Source organism: Streptomyces sp. NPDC002386, assembly GCF_053593175.1.
The window spans coordinates 219,666-237,023 of sequence record NZ_JBSFBX010000014.1 but is presented as its reverse complement, the minus strand read 5'-3'; the positions used below and the strand labels follow the sequence as shown (position 1 = coordinate 237,023).

Genomic DNA, 17,358 nt, shown 5'->3' with positions numbered 1-17,358 from the left:
GCAGGGGCTACGGCAGCGGGGTCAGCTCGCCGTTCGCGTCCCGGTAGTAGCTGCCGCTGGTGAGGCCCCACACCTTGTACTTGTTCTGCAGCCAGTGGTGCGAGATCTCGTGCACGACATCGGCGGGCCGTTCCCAGACCACGGAGTGTCCGGCGCCGTCGAGCTGGAACATCAGCTTGTGCGGTCCCTGGACCGCCTTGTAGAGGGCCGGCACGGAGAAGCGCTGGACGTCGGGCACGGGGGACGAGGCCGGGGTGTTGACGGTCCTGTCCAGCGCGCCGTGGACGAGCAGGAGGGGCACCCGGTCGCCGAGGACGGGGGTGCCCGGCGGGTTCTGGAACTTCGCGGTCTCGTTGTTCCAGCCCCACCAGTAGGAGTTGCGGTACCGGTGGATGCCCTCCGGCTTGCCCGAGGGGAGTATCGGGCCCCAGGTGCTGCCGACGGGGTCGTTCTCCATCATGGCGGCCCACACGCGGTCGACCATGCCGGGCTCCCGCTGGTACACGCTGCCCTGCTCGGCGTTCCACGCCGTCGTGAAACCGGTCTTGTTGCTGACGTGCATCGGGAAGCCGAAAGCGGCGGCGGGCAGGGACACGGGCAGCACGGCGGCCTCGGCCGGACGCCCGAAGGGGTGCGCCGGGTCCTCCGACCACCGTCCGAGCGGCGGGAAGATCGGGGCGAGCAGGAACAGGCTCTTGACGTCCTCGGGATGCTGCAGGGTGTAGGGCCCCATCACCGGCCCGGCGGCGGACCAGCCGATGAAGTCGATCGGGGTGGTCATCCGGGGCAGCGACTTGATGAAGGCGATCACGGTCGCCAGCTCCGCCCACTCGCTCTCGGAGTTGCCGAGCTGGTGCGGGTACAGCGGCGGTCCGGTGTACGGGCTCGGCAGCGGGTTGGGGGTGAGCGCGGCCCGCTGCGCGGGGTTGGCGTTGCGGGGTTCGTCCATCTTGGGGCGCGGGGACCTGCCGTTGCCCTGCAGGTCCATCATGAAGACGTCGTAGTGGTGCGAGGCGATCTGCTGGGCCCAGCTGTACGCGATGTCGGAGTCGGGGCCGACGAGGTCGTACCCGGCGACCACCGGCACGCTTCTGCCGTGCAGCATCAGCACCGGGGTGCGGGGCTGGTTGCCCTGGGTGCCGTCGTACTCCCGGACGTAGAGCTCCACGGCGTCGCCCTCGTTGGCCGGGATCGTGGAGATGTGCGGGACCTTGTGCTCGTGGAAAGTGGGTGCGGACATGGCCGCCTCCCGGTGAAAATCTGGCGAGTTCGGGGTAAGTGCCCCCTTTTCAACGCTCCTCCGCTCGCCGACCTCCTGCAACTCGGCCCCGTACAGGAGTACTTGATTGGTCAACGGGACGCCGAAGCGGCTCCCGAACGCCGAACGGGTGTGGCCCGAGTCCTCAGGACTCGGGCCACACCCGTCGGTGCCGGCGAGGGCGCTAGGGCAGCTGGGCCGCCCGCGACTCGCGGCGGTTGTCGCGGAAGTTGTTCACCCGGCGGGCCGTGGCGAACAGCGGGATCACCGCACCCATGACGAGCTGCAGCGCGCACCCGGTCTGCAGGAGCAGCTGTCCGCTCGGGGCGTCGAAGGCCCAGGCGGCCAGGAGGCCCATCGACAGGACGATCCACGACAGCATCGCCCCGGCGAGGCGGCCGCGCGGCTTCGGGTACTCGACGCGGCTCACCATCAGCCACGCGGTGCCCAGGATCGCCAGCAGGGTGGCCACGAAGGGCAGCTCCAGCAGGACGATCGAGACGACCGTCAGCGCGCCGAACGGCGAGGGCATGCCCTGGAACGTGCCGTCCTTCACCGTCACGCAGCTGAACCGCGCCAGCCTGAGCACCACCGCGAGGAGCACCACGATCGCTCCCAGCGCCGCGACTCTCTGGTGCGCGTCGTCCGCGACCATGCCGTAGACGAGGACGAAGTACGCGGGCGCCAGGCCGAAGCTGATCAGGTCCGAGAGGTTGTCCAGCTCCGCGCCCATCGGGGACGAGCGCAGCTTCCGCGCGACCAGGCCGTCGAACAGGTCGAAGACCGCCGCGCAGAGCATCAGGATGACCGCCGTGGCCGCGCTGTGGCGGGCCATGCCGGACTCCTGGCTGCCGGTGAGGTGCGGGATCAGGATGCCGGTGGTGGTGAAGTACACCGCCATGAAGCCGCACGTGGCGTTGCCCAGCGTCAGGGTGTCCGCTATCGACAGCCGGAGAGAAAGAGGCATCTCCTCGTCGTCGTCCACGTCGTCGGCCTCGGGCACCCAGCCCGCCTGGGTCTCCGGATCAATCACGGTCAATGCGAGTCACCCCAGCCACGGTCTTCTGTCCGACCTCGACCGCGACCTCCACGCCCTCGGGCAGGTAGAGGTCGACACGCGAGCCGAAGCGGATCAGACCGATGCGGTCGCCCTGCTCGACCTTCGTGCCCTCGGGGATGTACGGCACGATGCGGCGGGCCACCGCGCCGGCGATCTGGATCATCTCGATGTCGCCGAGTTCGGTGTCGAAATGCCAGACTACGCGCTCGTTGTTCTCGCTCTCCTTGTTGAACGCGGGAACGAAGCCGCCGGGGATGTGCTCGACCGACGTCACGGTGCCGGCGAGCGGCGCGCGGTTCACGTGCACGTTGAGCGGGCTCATGAAGATCGCGACGCGGGTGCGGCCGTCCTTCCAGGGCATGATGCTCTGCACCACGCCGTCGGCGGGCGAGATGACCCGGCCGGGGGCGATCTCACGCTCGGGGTCGCGGAAGAACCACAGCATGCCCGCCGCGAGCGCGGTGACGGGCACGGCGACGGCCTTGGCGGCGCCCGAGCGGCGAGCGCGGGCCAGGCTGAGGGCTGCGGTGGCGACGGTCGGAAGAAGCCACGGCGATGCTCCGCGCGCGAGGCGTGCGCCTACCAGGCTGTCGCGGTGTGCAGAGGTTTGGCTGTGGGGCATGGATGACCTTCGTAGCGGATGATGCCGCGCTCTGACGGGGGACGGCGGCTTTCCCGGGATCGTACCGGTCGCAGGTCACAACTGGGCAAGCCAGGAAGCCGAGTCGGCGGCTGAGGTGTATCTACGGGGTGTGATCTTCTTCTCGAAGAAAACACCCCGTACCCGGACAATCAGCCCTGGAAGCGATACTCCTCGAGCAGCCTGCGCCCGATGATCATTTTCTGGATCTCGGCGGTACCTTCACCGATCAGCAGCATCGGAGCCTCCCGGTAGAGGCGCTCGATCTCGTACTCCTTGGAGAAGCCGTAGCCGCCGTGGATCCGGAAGGCGTCCTCCACGACCTCCTTGCAGTACTCGGAGGCGAGGTACTTCGCCATCCCAGCCTCAAGGTCGTTTCGTTCCCCGGAGTCCTTTTTGCGTGCCGCGTTGACCATCATGGCATGCGCGGCCTCGACCTTGGTAGCCATTTCGGCCAGCTTGAACTGGATGGCCTGGTGCTGGGCGATGGCCTTGCCGAAGGTGTGCCGCTGCTGGGCGTACCGAACGCCCAGCTCGAAGGCGCGCTGCGCGACGCCGCAGCCGCGGGCCGCCACGTTGACGCGGCCGACCTCCACTCCGTCCATCATTTGGTAAAAACCTCGGCCGGTGACGCCGCCGAGCACCCGATCGGCCGGAACCCGCAGGCCGTCCATGATCAGCTCGGTGGTGTCGACGCCCTTGTAGCCCATCTTGTCGATCTTGCCCGGAATGGTCAGGCCGGGGCGGACCTCACCGAAGCCGGGCTCCTTCTCGACCAGGAAGGTCGTCATCGACTTGTGCGGAGCCGTGCCCTCGGGGTGACCTTCGTCACTTCGGACGAGAACGGCGACGAGGGACGAGGTCCCGCCGTTCGTCAGCCACATCTTCTGGCCGTTCAGGATGTACTCGTCGCCGTCCTTGACCGCCTTCGACGTGATCGCCGACACATCCGAGCCCAGGGCCGGCTCGGACATGGAGAAGGCGCCGCGGATGTCGCCGGCCGCCATGCGGGGCAGGAAGTGGTCCTTCTGCTCCTGGGTGCCGTGCTGCTTGAGCATGTACGCGACGATGAAGTGCGTGTTGATGATGCCGGAGACCGACATCCAGCCGCGGGCGATCTCCTCCACGCACAGCGCGTAGGTCAGGAGCGACTCGCCCAGACCCCCGTACTCCTCGGGGATCATCAGACCGAACAGGCCGAGTTCCTTCAGGCCGTCCACGATCGCTTGCGGGTACTCGTCGCGGTGCTCCAGCTCGGTCGCGACCGGGATGATCTCCTTGTCCACGAAATCGCGGACCGTGGAGAGGATCTCCTGCTGGACGTCGGTCAGACCGGCGGTCTGGGCGAGGCGCGCCATGGCTACTTCTCCGTCTTTTCCGAAGGGTCGTTCAGCTCCGGGCGGCCGGGCTGCTCGCCGCCGCGCTCCTTGATGTACGTCTCGGTGGGCACCATGACCTTGCGGCGGAAGACGCACACCAGGGTGCCGTCCTGCTTGTAGCCCTTGGTCTCGACGTAGACGATGCCGCGGTCGTTCTTCGACTTCGACGGCCACTTGTCCAGCACGGTCGTCTGGCCGTAGATCGTGTCGCCGTGGAAGGTGGGCGCCACGTGCCTGAGCGACTCGATCTCCAGGTTGGCGATCGCCTTGCCGGAGACGTCCGGCACCGACATGCCGAGCAGCAGCGAGTAGATGTAGTTGCCCACCACGACGTTCTTGCCGAAGTCCGTCGTCTTCTCGGCGTAGTTGACGTCCATGTGGAGCGGGTGGTGGTTCATGGTGAGGAGACAGAACAGGTGGTCGTCGTACTCCGTGACCGTCTTGCCCGGCCAGTGCTTGTACGTCGCCCCGACCTCGAACTCCTCGTAGGTGCGTCCGAACTGCATCGCGCTCAGGCCTCCGGGATCTCGAACTTGCTGGTGCGCTGCATGCCGGCGGCGCGGCCCTTGCCCGAGATCACCAGGGCCATCTTGCGGCTGGCCTCGTCGATCATCTCGTCGCCGAGCATCGCGGAGCCCTTCTTGCCGCCCGCCTCGGAGGTGTAGTAGTCGTACGCGTCCAGGATCAGCTCGGCGTGGTCGTAGTCCTCCTGGGAGGGCGAGAAGATCTCGTTGGACGCCTCGACCTGGCCCGGGTGCAGCACCCACTTGCCGTCGAAGCCGAGGGCGGCGGCGCGCCGGGCGACCTCGCGGTAGCCCTCCACGTTGCGGATCTGCAGGTAGGGGCCGTCGATCGCCTGGAGGTTGTTGGCGCGGGCGGCCATCAGGATCTTCATCAGGATGTAGTGGTAGGCGTCCGCCGGGTAGCCGGGCGGCTGCTCGCCCACGACGAGGGACTTCATGTTGATGGAGGCCATGAAGTCGGCCGGGCCGAAGATGATCGTCTCCACGCGCGGGGAGGCCTGCGCGATCTCGTTGACGTTGTTCAGGCCCTGGGCGTTCTCGATCTGCGCCTCGATGCCGATCTTGCCGACCTCGAAGCCCATGGTCTTCTCGATCTGGGTCAGCAGCAGGTCCAGCGCCACGACCTGCTGGGCGCTCTGCACCTTCGGCAGCATGATGCAGTCGAGGTTCTGGCCGGCGCCCTCGACGACGGTGACGACGTCCCGGTACGTCCACTCGGTCGTCCAGTCGTTCACCCGCACGACGCGGGTCTTGCCCGTCCAGTCGCCCTCGTTGAGGAACTTGACGATGGTGTGCCGCGCCTCGGGCTTGGCGAGCGGCGCGCACGCGTCCTCGAGGTCCAGGAAGACCTGGTCGGCGGGGAGGCCCTGGGCCTTCTCCAGGAAGCGGGGGTTGCTTCCCGGTACCGCCAGGCAGGAGCGGCGGGGGCGAAGGCGGTTGACTGTCGTCATGCGGGGACCTCCAGGGGGTCGAGCTTGTTCGCTTTCCGGATCTCGTCGGCTATGCGGCCGATGATCCCGGTGATGTCGAAGTCCTTCGGGGTGAACACCGCGGCCACTCCGGCGGCCCGGAGCTCCTCGGCGTCACCGTTCGGGATGATGCCACCTGCGATCACCGGTATATCTGTGGCACCGGCCACACGCAGGCGCTCCAGCACGTCCGGCACGAGCTGTGCGTGCGATCCGGACAGGATCGACAGGCCCACGGCGTGGACGTCCTCGGCCAGGGCGGCGTCCACGATCTGCTCGGGGGTGAGCCGGATGCCCTGGTAGACCACCTCGAAGCCGGCGTCGCGCGCGCGGACGGCGATCTGCTCTGCGCCGTTGGAGTGGCCGTCGAGGCCGGGCTTGCCCACGAGGAAGCGCAGCTTGCCGACGCCCAGGTCGCGGGCGGTGGCGTCCACCTTGGCCCGGACCTCGGCCATGGCCGAGCCGGCCTCGGCGGTGACGGCCACCGGCGCGGAGGACACGCCGGTCGGTGCCCGGAACTCGCCGAAGACCTCGCGCAGGGCGCCGGACCACTCGCCGGTCGTGACGCCGGCGCGGGCGCACTCCAGCGTGGCCTCCATCAGGTTGCCGGTGCCCTTGGCGGCCTCCTTCAGCCGGTCCAGCGCCTTGCAGGGACGCGGGTGGTTGAAGGGCGGCTGGTAGCGGGTGTCCCGCCAGTTCTCCAGGGAGGCGACGACCCGGGCCTCGACCGCCGGGTCGACCGTCATGATCGCGGTGTCCAGGTCGGCCGTGAGCGGGTTCGGCTCGGTCGTCTCGAAGATGTTGACGCCGACGATCTTCTCCTGGCCGGACTCGATCCGGGCCCGCCGCTCGGCGTGCGAGGAGACCAGCTGCGCCTTGAGGTAGCCGGACTCGACGGCGGCCATCGCGCCGCCCATCTCCTGGATCCGGTCCATCTCGGCCAGCGACTCCGCCACCAGGGCGTTCACCTTCGCCTCGATGACGTGCGAGCCCTCGAAGATGTCCTCGTACTCCAGCAGGTCGCTCTCATGGGCGAGCACCTGCTGGATGCGCAGGCTCCACTGCTGGTCCCACGGCCGGGGCAGACCCAGGGCCTCGTTCCAGGCGGGGAGCTGCACGGCCCGCGCGCGGGCGTCCTTGGAGAGGGTGACCGCCAGCATCTCGAGCACGATCCGCTGGACGTTGTTCTCCGGCTGCGCCTCGGTCAGGCCGAGCGAGTTGACCTGAACGCCGTAGCGGAAGCGGCGCTGCTTGGGGTTCTCGATGCCGTACCGCTCACGCGTGACCTTGTCCCAGATGCGGCCGAACGCCCGCATCTTGCACATCTCCTCGACGAAGCGGACGCCCGCGTTGACGAAGAAGGAGATGCGGGCCACCACGTCGCCCATGCGCTCCTGCGGCACCTGGCCGGAGTCGCGCACGGCGTCGAGCACGGCGATCGCGGTGGACATCGCGTACGCGATCTCCTGCACCGGCGTGGCCCCGGCCTCCTGCAGGTGGTAGCTGCAGATGTTGATCGGGTTCCACTTCGGGATGTGGGAGACCGTGTACGCGATCATGTCCGTCGTCAGGCGGAGCGAGGGCCCCGGCGGGAAGACGTGCGTCCCGCGGGACAGGTACTCCTTGACGATGTCGTTCTGGGTCGTGCCCTGGAGCTTGGTGATGTCCGCGCCCTGCTCCTCGGCGACGACCTGGTAGAGCGCCAGCAGCCACATGGCGGTGGCGTTGATCGTCATCGAGGTGTTCATCTGCTCCAGGGGGATGTCCTGGAACAGCCGGCGCATGTCACCGAGGTGCGAGACGGGCACGCCCACCCGGCCGACCTCGCCGCGGGCGAGGATGTGGTCGGGGTCGTAGCCGGTCTGCGTCGGCAGGTCGAACGCCACCGACAGACCGGTCTGGCCCTTGGCGAGGTTGCGCCGGTACAGCTCGTTGGACGCCTCAGCCGTGGAGTGGCCGGCGTACGTGCGCATGAGCCACGGCCGGTCCTTCTGACGCTCAGTCATCTATGACCTCCGGGTCCTCAGATGTTCCGGAAGCGGTTGATGGCGTCGATGTGCTCGGCGCGCATCTCCTCGTCGCGCACGCCCAGGCCCTCCTCGGGGGCGAGGCACAGCACGCCGACCTTGCCCTGGTGCAGGTTGCGGTGCACGTCGTAGGCGGCCTGGCCGGTGTCCTCCAGGGAGTACACCTTCGACAGGGTCGGGTGGATCTTGCCCTTGGCGATGAGGCGGTTGGCCTCCCAGGCCTCGCGGTAGTTGGCGAAGTGCGAGCCGATGATCCGCTTCAGCGACATCCACAGGTACCGGTTGTCGTACTCGTGCATGTAGCCCGAGGTCGAGGCGCAGGTGGTGATGGTGCCGCCCTTGCGGGTGACGAACACGGAGGCGCCGAAGGTCTCGCGGCCGGGGTGCTCGAAGACGATGTCGATGTCCTCGCCGCCGGTGAGCTCGCGGATGCGCTTGCCGAAGCGCTTCCACTCCTTCGGGTCCTGGGTGTTCTCGTCCTTCCAGAACCGGTAGCCCTCGGCGTTGCGGTCGATGATCGACTCGGCGCCCATCGAGCGGCAGATGTCCGCCTTCTGCTCGCTGGAGACGACGCAGATCGGGTTGGCGCCGCCGGCGAGGGCGAACTGGGTGGCGTAGGAGCCGAGGCCGCCGCTCGCGCCCCAGATGAGGACGTTGTCGCCCTGCTTCATGCCGGCGCCGTTGCGGGAGACGAGCTGGCGGTAGGCGGTGGAGTTCACCAGGCCCGGGGCCGCGGCCTCCTCCCAGCTCAGGTGGCCGGGCTTCGGCATGAGCTGGTTGGACTTCACCAGGGCGATCTCCGCGAGGCCGCCGAAGTTGGTCTCGAAGCCCCAGATGCGCTGCTCGGGGTCGAGCATCGTGTCGTTGTGGCCGTCCGAGGACTCCAGCTCGACGGACAGGCAGTGGGCGACGACCTCGTCACCGGGCTTCCAGGCGTTGACGCCCGGGCCGGTGCGCAGGACGACGCCGGCGAGGTCGGAGCCGATGATGTGGTACGGCAGGTCGTGGCGCTTGGCCAGCTCGTTGGTGCGCCCGTAGCGCTCCAGGAACCCGAAGGTGGACAGCGGCTCGAAGATCGAGGTCCACACCGAGTTGTAGTTGACGGAGGAGGCCATCACGGCCACCAGGGCCTCGCCCGGACCCAGTTCGGGCAGCGGCACGTCGTCCAGGTGGATCGACTTGCGCGGGTCCTTGTCACGGGTCTGCAGGCCCGCGAACATCTCCGTCTCGTCCTTGTGGACGGTGATCGCGCGGTACGACTCGGGGAGCGGCATGGCGGCGAAGTCGGCGGACGTGGCGTCCTTCGACTGGATCGCGTCCAGGATGTCCTTCACGGTCACGGTGTTGCCTCCGGCGGTGAGCGCCCTGAGGGAGGGGCGCTGGGGGATCGTCGGTGCTGCTGGGAGTGCTGCTGAGGGTTTTGAGGGTGTGCCGTCGGTTCGGCGGGGGTGGTGCTTCGGCAGCGCTTTGTGGCGCGGGAGGTTGCCTGTGACGCAGGCGTCCGGGCGCGCAGGCCGTCCGGCTTGCGGGGACAGCCGGCGCACGAATGGTCTCTGCGCGCCGGCCGCCCGGACTCCTTCAACGTATGACACCGCGTGTCATGCCGCAAGGCACTGAGTGCCAGAAGCTGCTCTCAGATGAAATCTTTACGTAACAAATGAGCGATGATCGATCGAACGGGCTCCGAAATCCCGCTGAAAAGCGCCCCTGACATGCCAAAACGGCCACCCCGAAGGGTGGCCGTCATCACAGGGCACGCGGTGTCTCAGCGCTCCTTGAGCGCCTCCTCGATGGTGCGCATGACCTCGTCGAGCGGGGCGTCGGTGCGGGCGACCGTCACCAGCACCTCACCGTGCGCGGAGACCGTCGCCGGCGCCGTGGTGGCCGCCGGTGCGGGCGCGGGGCCGCGGCCGGCGCCGATACCGGTGCCGAACGTCTTGCGCACGATCGCGAAGGCGTGGTCGAGCTGTGCCTCCACGTCGCCCTGGCCGCCGGCCCGCAGCCAGCGCCTGAGGACGTGGTTGTGGGCGGTGACGACGGCGGAGGCGGCGACCTCGGCGAGCAGCGGGTCGTCGTTGGCGTCGTCGGCGTGCGCGTGCTCGTCGAAGTGGCCCAGCAGATAGCGGGTGAACAGACGCTCGTAGCGGGCCACCGAGGCGATCTCCGCCTCGCGCAGGGTGGGTACCTCGCGCGTGAGCTTGTAGCGGGCGACCGAGATCTCCGGCCGGGCCGCGTACATCCTCATGACTTCCTTGATGCCGCGGCACACCGTGTCGAGCGGATGCTCGTGCGCGGGAGCGGCGTTGAGCACCGCCTCGGCGCGGATCAGGGTGTCGTCGTGGTCCGGGAAGATCGCCTCTTCCTTGGAGCGGAAGTGGCGGAAGAAGGTGCGGCGCGCGACCCCGGCCGCGGCCGCGATCTCGTCGACGGTGGTCGCCTCGTACCCCTTGGTCGCGAACAGTTCCATCGCTGCGGCCGCCAGCTCTCGGCGCATTTTCAGCCGCTGGGCGGCGGCGCGGCTGCCTGCGGCACTTTCCGGTGCGTCGGGCGTGGCTGGTGTACGTGAGGACTTGGCGGGCTGGGGCATGACCCGAACGTACTGCATGTGCGCGGCAGAATGCGCAGGTCCGGGGGATCCCCCGCCCGCGAGGGGCGGGGGAGTTCCCGCTGGGCCGAGCAGTCCGCCCCAGTCCGTCTCCGTGCGGGACCAGTCCCCGGCGCCGTCAGCGGCGGGCATACTCGCGGAAGCCGCGACCGGTCTTGCGGCCGAGGCAGCCCGCGGCCACCAGGTGCTCCAGCAGCGGCGCCGGGGCCAGCCCCGGGTCGCGGAACTCGCGGTGCAGCACCTTCTCGATCGCCAGCGAGACGTCCAGGCCGACCACGTCCAGCAGCTCGAACGGGCCCATCGGGTAGCCGCCGCCGAGCTTCATCGCCGCGTCGATGTCGTCCAGCGTCGCGTAGTGCTCCTGGACCATCTTGATCGCGTTGTTGAGGTACGGGAACAGCAGCGCGTTCACGATGAAGCCGGCCCGGTCGCCGCAGTCGACGGCGTGCTTGCGGATGCGCCCGCAGACCTCGCGGACCGTGGCGTGCACGTCGTCGGCCGTGAGGACCGTGCGCACGACCTCGACCAGCTTCATCGCCGGGGCCGGGTTGAAGAAGTGCATGCCGATCACGTCCTGCGGGCGCGAGGTGGCGCGGGCGCAGGCGACGACGGGCAGCGAGGACGTGGTGGTGGCGAGCACCGCGCCCGGCTTGCAGACCTTGTCCAGCGCGGCGAAGAGCTGCCGCTTGACCTCCAGGTCCTCGGCGACCGCCTCGACCGCCAGGTCGACGTCGGCGAAGGCGTCGTAGGAGCCCGCCGGGGTGATGCGGCCCAGCGTCTCGGCGGCCGCCTCGGCCGTCATCCGGCCCTTGTCGACAGAGCGCGAAAGCGACTTGCCGATACGGGCCTTCGCGGTCTGCGCCTTCTCCTCGCTGCGGGCGGCGAGGACGACCTCGTAACCCGCCTTGGCGAAGACCTCGGCGATGCCGGAGGCCATGGTGCCCGAGCCCGCGACGCCCACGGAGCGGACCGGACGGCCCTCGGCCCCGGTGCCGCCGGCGGCCGGCGTCAGCGGGTCCGGCACGACCGTCGCGCTGCCCGGCGCCTCGTAGGTGTAGAAGCCGCGCCCGGACTTGCGGCCGGTCAGGCCCGCCTCGCTGAGCTGCTTGAGGATCGGGGCGGGCGCGTGCAGCCGGTCGCGGGACTCGGCGTACATGGCGTCCAGGACCGTGCGCGCGGTGTCGATGCCGATCAGGTCCAGCAGGGCCAGCGGGCCCATGGGCAGACCGCAGCCGAGCCGCATCGCGGCGTCGATGTCCTCGCGGGAGGCGTACCGCGCCTCGTACATCGCGGCGGCCTGGTTGAGGTAGCCGAACAGCAGCCCGTCCGCGACGAACCCGGGGCGGTCGCCGACCGCGACCGGCTCCTTGCCCAGCTCGATCGCGAGGTCCGTCACCGCGGCGACCGCGGCCGGCGCGGTGAGCACCGAGGAGACGACCTCGACCAGCTTCATCGCCGGGGCCGGGTTGAAGAAGTGCAGGCCCAGCACCCGCTCGGGGCGCGCGGAGTCGGCGGCGAGACGGGTCACGGACAGCGCGTTGGTGCCGGTCGCGAGGATGGTCTCCGGGCGCACGATGCCGTCCAGCTCACGGAAGATCTGGTGCTTGATCTCGTACGACTCCGGGACCACCTCGATGACCAGGTCGGCGTCGGCCGCCGCGCGCAGGTCGGTGGAGAGGCGGACCCGGGCCAGCACGCCGGCGCGGTCCTGCTCGGTCAGCCGGCCGCGCTCGACGGCGCGGGCGGTGGCGGCCTCCAGGGCGGCGAGCGCCCGCGCGGTCTGGGCCTCGGCGACGTCGATGCCGATCACCTCGCGGCCCGCCTTCGCGAGAACCTCGGTGATGCCGGTGCCCATGGTGCCGAGGCCGACGACGGCGATCGTCTTGAGCGGGGACAGAGGGGTGTCGGACAGGGGAGTGGCCATCGCGGGACTCCAGGAATGAGGGTGACGACTGGGAACGCGCCGGGTGCGCCCGAAGGCGCACACCGGGGCGGAGAGGAGTGCGGGTGTTGCCGGGCTGCTGGCGCACACGCCCGGTGCCGGCACCACGGGCGTGCACACGCCCGGGAACGGCGGAATCCGACCGGCCCTGTCCCGGAGCCGGGTCGTACTGCGGTACCGAGGTACCGAACCGACCGGCGCACGACGGCTGCGTCACCAAACCGTCGTGAGCGAACTGCGAGTGGGTAACTCGCTCGTCTGAGCTTAACCGGCCAGTAACGAGCGCGCCAGCCCCGCGCCGCAGCCGACTTTGTGATGTAGCTCCCTCCGCCCCGGCGACCGGCCTACGCTGGCCCCGTGGACGAAGAGTTGCGATCGCTCACGGAACGCTTACGGCAGGAGTCGCACGCCTCGCCCGGCTACGAGCGGCTCTTGGCGACCGCGGACCACGACGAACTGGCCGAGGTGCTCACCGCGCCCGGACAGCCGCTGTGGGCCCGGGAACTGGCCGCGTTCCGGCTGGGCCGGGCCGGCGACCGGCGCGCCTTCGAAGCGCTCGTGCTGCTGCTCAACCACCGCGACCCGCCCCGCTGCGCCTCCGCCGCCCACGCCCTCGCCCGGCTCGGCGACCCGCGCACGGCCCGCGCCGCGGCGGCCCTCGCCACCAACGAACTGCGCGTCGCCTACGCCCTGCACCCGGTACGGCTCCTGGTCGAGCTGCGCGCCCCGGAGTCCGTGCCCGCGCTGATCACCACCCTGGAGCGCCGGCTGCGCCCGCACGACCCCTACCGGCGGGTGGCCCTCGCCTGCGTGGACGGTCTCGGCGCGCTCGGCGACGCCCGCGCCCGGCGGGTGCTGGGCGAGGCCCTCGCGCACCCGGCGCTCGCCGAGGCGGCGGTCCGCGCACTGGCGCGCATCCCGCGCCAGGCGCACAAGTGACGCCGGGTCAGCCGCCCAGCACCCGGGCGTACCGCACCTCGGGCACGAGTTCGCCGCCCGCCTCGAAGGGCTCCTCGGCGCCGTCCCAGCGGAAGCCGGCCCGCTCGTAGAAGCGGCGGGCGCGGGTGTTCTCCCTCAGCACCCACAGGAACATGCGAGGGTGGCCGGCGCACCGTTCGACCGCCTCCGCCAGCAGGGACCGGCCCACCCCGGTGCCCAGGTGGTCCCGGTCGACGTAGACGGCGTACAACTCGGCGTCCCCGGTGCGCACTTCTCCGTCGCGGTACGGCCCGCACGCCGCCCAGCCGACCACCTCGCCGCCCCGCTCGGCGACCAGGTTCACCACCGCGCCGTTCCCCTGCTGGAACCAGGTCCGCCGCTGCTCGGCGTCCCGGGCCACGTCCAGCGCGTCGAGATACGGCTGCGGCATGAGCCCGCGGTAGGCGTGCCGCCAGCCCCGGATCCGGATCTCCGAGACACGGTCGCAGTCGCCGAGGACCATCGGGCGGATGCTCAGGGAGGGGTCGTCCATGACCGCACCCTAGGGAACCGGTCCGCCCGGCGCCCGTGAATATCCGGCGGCCCGGCCGACACGGGGCCGGGCCGGCCGGTCAGCCGCGGAAGCCCAGCAGCCGGTGCAGCTCCGCGCCGCGCGAGGCCGTCGGGGCCGCCTTGCCGGACGGGGGTACGGGGTCCGGCGACCTCTCGCAGACCGCGTCGGCCGCCCCGGCCGTGCCGGCCTGGCGCGGGAGTCTGCCGTCGGACAGGTAGTCGGCCAGGTAGCGGTCCAGGCACGCGTTGCCGCTGAGGCTGATGCCGTGGTTGCCGCCGCCCTGCTCGACCACGAGCCGGGAGCCCGCCAGCAGCCGGTGGGCCGTCACCCCGCCCGCGTACGGCGTCGCCGCGTCGTCGGTCGCCTGGAAGAGCAGCGCCGGCGGCAGCTTCGTGTTGGCGACGTCCACCGGCCGCAGCGCCCCGGTCGGCCAGAACGCGCACGGCGCGTTGTACCAGGCGTTGTTCCAGGCCATGAAGGGCGCCTTCGCGTACACCCCCCAGGTCTCCGTCCGCCAGCGGTTCCAGTCGCGCGGCCAGGACACGTCACGGCACTGCACCGCCGCGTAGACGCTGTACCCGTTGTCGGCCGGGCCGTCCACCGCGCCGTAGTCCTGGTACGCCTTCACCAGCGGCCCGGTCCGGCCCTCGTTCGCGTACGCCGCGAACGCGGCCGCGAGGTGCGGCCAGTAGCCGTTGTAGTAGCCGCCGGGGATGAAGGCGTCCTCCAGTTCGGCGGCGCCCACCTTGCCGCCGGCCGGCTTCCTCGCCAGGGCCGCGCGCATCGCGTACCACTTGGCCTCGACCTTCGCGGGGTCCTTGCCGAGCCGGTACGTGGTGTCGTGCCGGGCGATCCACGCCATCAGGGCGCGGTGCCGGGCGTCGAAGGCGTAGTCCTGGCCGACGTTGTCCTCGTACCAGACGCCCGTCGGGTCCACGATCGAGTCCAGCACCAGGCGCCGCACCCGCTCGGGGTAGAGCTTGGCGTACACCGCGCCCAGATAGGTGCCGTAGGAGTAGCCGAAGTAGCTGATGCGCGGCGCGCCCAGGGCCCGGCGCACGGCGTCCATGTCACGTACGGCGTCGACGGTGTCGATGTACGGCAGCACGTCCGCGTACTTGCGGCCGCAGGCGGCGGCGAAGGACCGGGCGCGCTCCAGGTTCGTCCGCTCCAGCGCGGGTGTGGCGGGCACGGTGTCGGGCCGCACCGGCGTGAAGCGGCCCTTCGAGCAGTCCAGCGCGGGCGTGCTCTTCCCCACGCCCCGCGGGTCGAAGCCGATGACGTCGTACTGGGCCGCCACCGATCTGGGCAGGGCCGAGGCCACGTAGCCGGCGAGCCTCAGTCCGCTGCCGCCGGGGCCGCCGGGGTTGACCAGCAGCGGGCCCTGGGAGGTCGGGGCGGTGTGCGGGACGCGGGACAGGGCGAGCGTGATCTGCCGGCCGGCGGGCCGCGCGTGGTCCAGCGGCACCTTCAGCGTCGCGCACTGCAGGGCCGGGTAGTCGTCGGTGCCGCACTTCTTCCAGGTCAGCTTCGGCGCCGGAGCGGTGGGGGCCGCCTGCGCGGGGACGGCCGTGACCGAGCCCGCCACCATGGCGGCGGTTGCGCACAGCACGGCTGCGCGTGTCCTCATGGGTCCTCCCGGGACGGAGGGTGACGCGAACCGTGTGATCACGGTCCTCGCCGGATCGTCCCGGAAACGACGCCCCGCAGAACCCGTTCCGCCGATAGTTGACCCGGTTGGGCCGAGGGATGCCCTCCAACGCTCTCAGAGGAGGGTGAGCTGGGTCGGCTCCGCGGCGGCGGGCTCCTCGGCGGCCCCGGCAGGACGGATCCGCCGGGCCGCTCCCGCGCGCCCGGGGCCGATGCCGTACTCCTGGGCCAGCTCGTGCACCTGACGGGTGATGCGGCGCTGGTACCACTTGGGCGCGTAGGCGCCCTCCGCGTACAGCCGTTCGTAGCGGCGCACCAGGTGCGGGTGGTGCTGCCCGAGCCACGCCGTGAACCACTCCCGCGCACCCGGCCGCAGGTGCAGCACCAGGGGCGTGACCGAGGTGGCCCCGGCCGCCGCGATCGCCCGCACCGTCTCCCGGAGCCGGTCCGGGTGATCGCTCAGGAAGGGGATGACCGGCGCCATCAGCACCCCGCAGCCGATGCCGTGCTCGCCGAGGACCCGGACCACGTCCAGCCGCCGCTCGGGCGCGGGCGTGCCCGGCTCCACGGTGCGCCACAGCCCGGTGTCGGTGAACCCCACCGACACCGAGATCCCGACGTCGGTCACCCGGGCGGCCCGGGTGAGCAGCTCCAGGTCGCGCAGGATCAGGGTGCCCTTGGTCAGGATCGAGAAGGGGTTGGCGTGCTCGGTGAGGGCCGAGATGATGCCCGGCATCAGCCGGTAGCGGCCCTCGGCGCGCTGGTAGCAGTCGACGTTGGTGCCCATCGCCACGTGGTCGCCCTGCCAGCGCCGGGAGGCGAGCTGACGGCGCAGCAGTTCGGGGGCGTTCACCTTCACCACGATCTGGGTGTCGAAGCCGACGCCCGTGTCGAGGTCCAGGTAGCCGTGCGTCCTGCGGGCGAAGCAGTAGACGCACGCGTGCGTGCAGCCGCGGTACGGGTTCACCGTCCACTCGAACGGCATCCGGGAGGCACCCGGCACCCGGTTCAGGATCGAGCGCGCCCGGACCTCGTGGAACGTGATCCCGGCGAACTCGGGCGTGTCGAAGGTGCGGGTGGTCACCGCGTCCGCGCCGAACAGGGCGGGGTCGGCCCGGCGGTGTTCGGGCTCGCCTGTGAGGTTCTCCCAGCGCATGAGGCCTCCTCGGTAGCACTGCCGCACAGAATAGAACATCTGTTCCCATGATCGTGCGACCCCCGATTTGGGCGGCCGGGCACCGGGGTGGTTGGCTTGCTCCCACTTCGAGAAAACTGGTCCTGGAGGAACGCAATGGCGCAGGTCGAGGCCACTACGGAGCGGGTCGTCGCGGCGGACGCGGAGAAGGTGTTCGACGCCCTCGCCGACTACAGCGGCACGCGGCAGCGGCTGCTGCCCGAGCACTTCAGCGAGTACGAGGTGCGCGAGGGCGGCGACGGGGAGGGCACCCTCGTCCGCTGGAAGCTCCAGGCCACCAGCAAGCGGGTGCGCGACTGCCTGCTGGAGGTCAGCGAGCCCACCGACGGCGAGCTGGTCGAGAAGGACCGCAACTCCTCCATGGTCACCACCTGGCGCGTCACCCCCGCCGGCGAGGGCGGCTCCCGGGTCGTCGTCACCACCACCTGGCAGGGCGCCGGCGGCATCGGCGGCTTCTTCGAGCGCACCTTCGCGCCCAAGGGTCTCGGCCGGATCTACGACGCCGTCCTCGCCAACCTGGCGCGCGAAGTCGAGAAGTGACCGGGCGCGTCCACGCCTGACCCCAAACACCGTCCGGTGGAGGGGTGTTGTGCCCTCACCGGTTCGAGTGGATTCGCA

The 17,358-nt window shown here is 70.5% G+C and carries 15 protein-coding genes; 2 read left to right on the top strand and 13 right to left on the bottom strand.

Features of this window, described 5'->3' with window-relative positions:
- Positions 1-7: 7 nt before the first annotated feature.
- The 10 genes from ACWCPN_RS26920 to ACWCPN_RS26875 form a co-directional block, all read right to left on the bottom strand.
- Positions 8-1,240: an alpha/beta fold hydrolase gene (locus tag ACWCPN_RS26920; RefSeq protein ID WP_451210988.1), complete on the bottom strand. Its 1,233-nt coding sequence runs from the start codon at positions 1,238-1,240 to the stop codon at positions 8-10.
- 202 nt (positions 1,241-1,442) lie between these two features.
- Positions 1,443-2,261, bottom strand: coding sequence for a CDP-diacylglycerol--serine O-phosphatidyltransferase (gene pssA, locus ACWCPN_RS26915; protein ID WP_199213713.1), 819 nt, complete (start codon positions 2,259-2,261; stop codon positions 1,443-1,445).
- Positions 2,262-2,283: 22 nt separating this feature from the next.
- Entirely contained in the window at positions 2,284-2,940 is a 657-nt protein-coding gene (locus ACWCPN_RS26910) for a phosphatidylserine decarboxylase (protein WP_199212681.1), read from the bottom strand.
- A 170-nt stretch (positions 2,941-3,110) separates the two neighbouring features.
- Positions 3,111-4,316 carry an acyl-CoA dehydrogenase family protein gene (locus ACWCPN_RS26905; protein WP_451210985.1) on the bottom strand — a complete coding sequence of 402 codons (1,206 nt, stop codon included), beginning with the start codon at positions 4,314-4,316 and terminating at the stop codon, positions 3,111-3,113.
- Positions 4,317-4,318: 2 nt separating this feature from the next.
- Positions 4,319-4,843 (bottom strand): MaoC family dehydratase, encoded by a 525-nt coding sequence (locus ACWCPN_RS26900; protein WP_199212682.1) that lies wholly within the window; start codon positions 4,841-4,843, stop codon positions 4,319-4,321.
- Between the two features lie 5 nt (positions 4,844-4,848).
- A complete protein-coding gene (locus tag ACWCPN_RS26895) occupies positions 4,849-5,811 on the bottom strand; it encodes an HpcH/HpaI aldolase/citrate lyase family protein (RefSeq protein ID WP_451210981.1) in 963 nt (320 codons plus the stop codon).
- Entirely contained in the window at positions 5,808-7,835 is a 2,028-nt protein-coding gene (locus ACWCPN_RS26890; RefSeq protein WP_199212684.1) for a protein meaA, read from the bottom strand. Before ACWCPN_RS26890 ends, ACWCPN_RS26895 begins: the two co-directional genes overlap by 4 nt.
- 17 nt (positions 7,836-7,852) lie before the next feature.
- A complete protein-coding gene (gene ccrA, locus ACWCPN_RS26885; RefSeq protein ID WP_199213714.1) occupies positions 7,853-9,190 on the bottom strand; it encodes a crotonyl-CoA carboxylase/reductase in 1,338 nt (445 codons plus the stop codon).
- Between the two features lie 431 nt (positions 9,191-9,621).
- The gene (locus ACWCPN_RS26880) at positions 9,622-10,461 is read right to left on the bottom strand and encodes a TetR family transcriptional regulator (protein WP_199212685.1); all 840 of its coding nucleotides are present in this window, start codon (positions 10,459-10,461) and stop codon (positions 9,622-9,624) included.
- 118 nt (positions 10,462-10,579) lie between these two features.
- Entirely contained in the window at positions 10,580-12,385 is a 1,806-nt protein-coding gene (locus ACWCPN_RS26875; RefSeq protein ID WP_365123858.1) for a 3-hydroxyacyl-CoA dehydrogenase family protein, read from the bottom strand.
- A 375-nt stretch (positions 12,386-12,760) separates the two neighbouring features.
- On the opposite strand from ACWCPN_RS26875, the gene ACWCPN_RS26870 reads away from it, so the two are divergent.
- On the top strand, positions 12,761-13,342 hold the full coding sequence (locus tag ACWCPN_RS26870; protein WP_451210977.1) for an adenylosuccinate lyase: 582 nt from the start codon (positions 12,761-12,763) through the stop codon (positions 13,340-13,342).
- A gap of 7 nt (positions 13,343-13,349) precedes the next feature.
- Here ACWCPN_RS26870 and ACWCPN_RS26865 read toward each other — a convergent pair whose 3' ends face one another.
- From ACWCPN_RS26865 to ACWCPN_RS26855, 3 genes are all read right to left on the bottom strand, one after another.
- The gene (locus ACWCPN_RS26865; protein WP_451210974.1) at positions 13,350-13,874 is read right to left on the bottom strand and encodes an N-acetyltransferase family protein; all 525 of its coding nucleotides are present in this window, start codon (positions 13,872-13,874) and stop codon (positions 13,350-13,352) included.
- Positions 13,875-13,953: 79 nt separating this feature from the next.
- Positions 13,954-15,525 carry an alpha/beta hydrolase gene (locus ACWCPN_RS26860; RefSeq protein ID WP_451210971.1) on the bottom strand — a complete coding sequence of 524 codons (1,572 nt, stop codon included), beginning with the start codon at positions 15,523-15,525 and terminating at the stop codon, positions 13,954-13,956.
- A 135-nt stretch (positions 15,526-15,660) separates the two neighbouring features.
- Positions 15,661-16,701 (bottom strand): Rv2578c family radical SAM protein, encoded by a 1,041-nt coding sequence (locus tag ACWCPN_RS26855; RefSeq protein WP_392401179.1) that lies wholly within the window; start codon positions 16,699-16,701, stop codon positions 15,661-15,663.
- 135 nt (positions 16,702-16,836) lie between these two features.
- On the opposite strand from ACWCPN_RS26855, the gene ACWCPN_RS26850 reads away from it, so the two are divergent.
- A complete protein-coding gene (locus tag ACWCPN_RS26850) occupies positions 16,837-17,280 on the top strand; it encodes an SRPBCC family protein (RefSeq protein ID WP_451210968.1) in 444 nt (147 codons plus the stop codon).
- The last annotated feature ends 78 nt before the right edge of the window (positions 17,281-17,358 follow it).

Bases quoted from the DNA above. Each gene is read 5' to 3' on its own strand.
- ACWCPN_RS26920 (WP_451210988.1), bottom strand. From the start codon at position 1,240: ATGTCCGCACCCACTTTCCACGAGCACAAGGTCCCGCACATCTCCACG.
- ACWCPN_RS26910 (WP_199212681.1), bottom strand. From the start codon at position 2,940: ATGCCCCACAGCCAAACCTCTGCACACCGCGACAGCCTGGTAGGCGCA.
- ACWCPN_RS26905 (WP_451210985.1), bottom strand. From the start codon at position 4,316: ATGGCGCGCCTCGCCCAGACCGCCGGTCTGACCGACGTCCAGCAGGAG.
- ACWCPN_RS26900 (WP_199212682.1), bottom strand. From the start codon at position 4,843: ATGCAGTTCGGACGCACCTACGAGGAGTTCGAGGTCGGGGCGACGTAC.
- ACWCPN_RS26895 (WP_451210981.1), bottom strand. From the start codon at position 5,811: ATGACGACAGTCAACCGCCTTCGCCCCCGCCGCTCCTGCCTGGCGGTA.
- ACWCPN_RS26890 (WP_199212684.1), bottom strand. From the start codon at position 7,835: ATGACTGAGCGTCAGAAGGACCGGCCGTGGCTCATGCGCACGTACGCC.
- ACWCPN_RS26880 (WP_199212685.1), bottom strand. From the start codon at position 10,461: ATGCAGTACGTTCGGGTCATGCCCCAGCCCGCCAAGTCCTCACGTACA.
- ACWCPN_RS26875 (WP_365123858.1), bottom strand. From the start codon at position 12,385: ATGGCCACTCCCCTGTCCGACACCCCTCTGTCCCCGCTCAAGACGATC.
- ACWCPN_RS26865 (WP_451210974.1), bottom strand. From the start codon at position 13,874: ATGGACGACCCCTCCCTGAGCATCCGCCCGATGGTCCTCGGCGACTGC.
- ACWCPN_RS26860 (WP_451210971.1), bottom strand. From the start codon at position 15,525: ATGAGGACACGCGCAGCCGTGCTGTGCGCAACCGCCGCCATGGTGGCG.
- ACWCPN_RS26855 (WP_392401179.1), bottom strand. From the start codon at position 16,701: ATGCGCTGGGAGAACCTCACAGGCGAGCCCGAACACCGCCGGGCCGAC.
- ACWCPN_RS26850 (WP_451210968.1), top strand. From the start codon at position 16,837: ATGGCGCAGGTCGAGGCCACTACGGAGCGGGTCGTCGCGGCGGACGCG.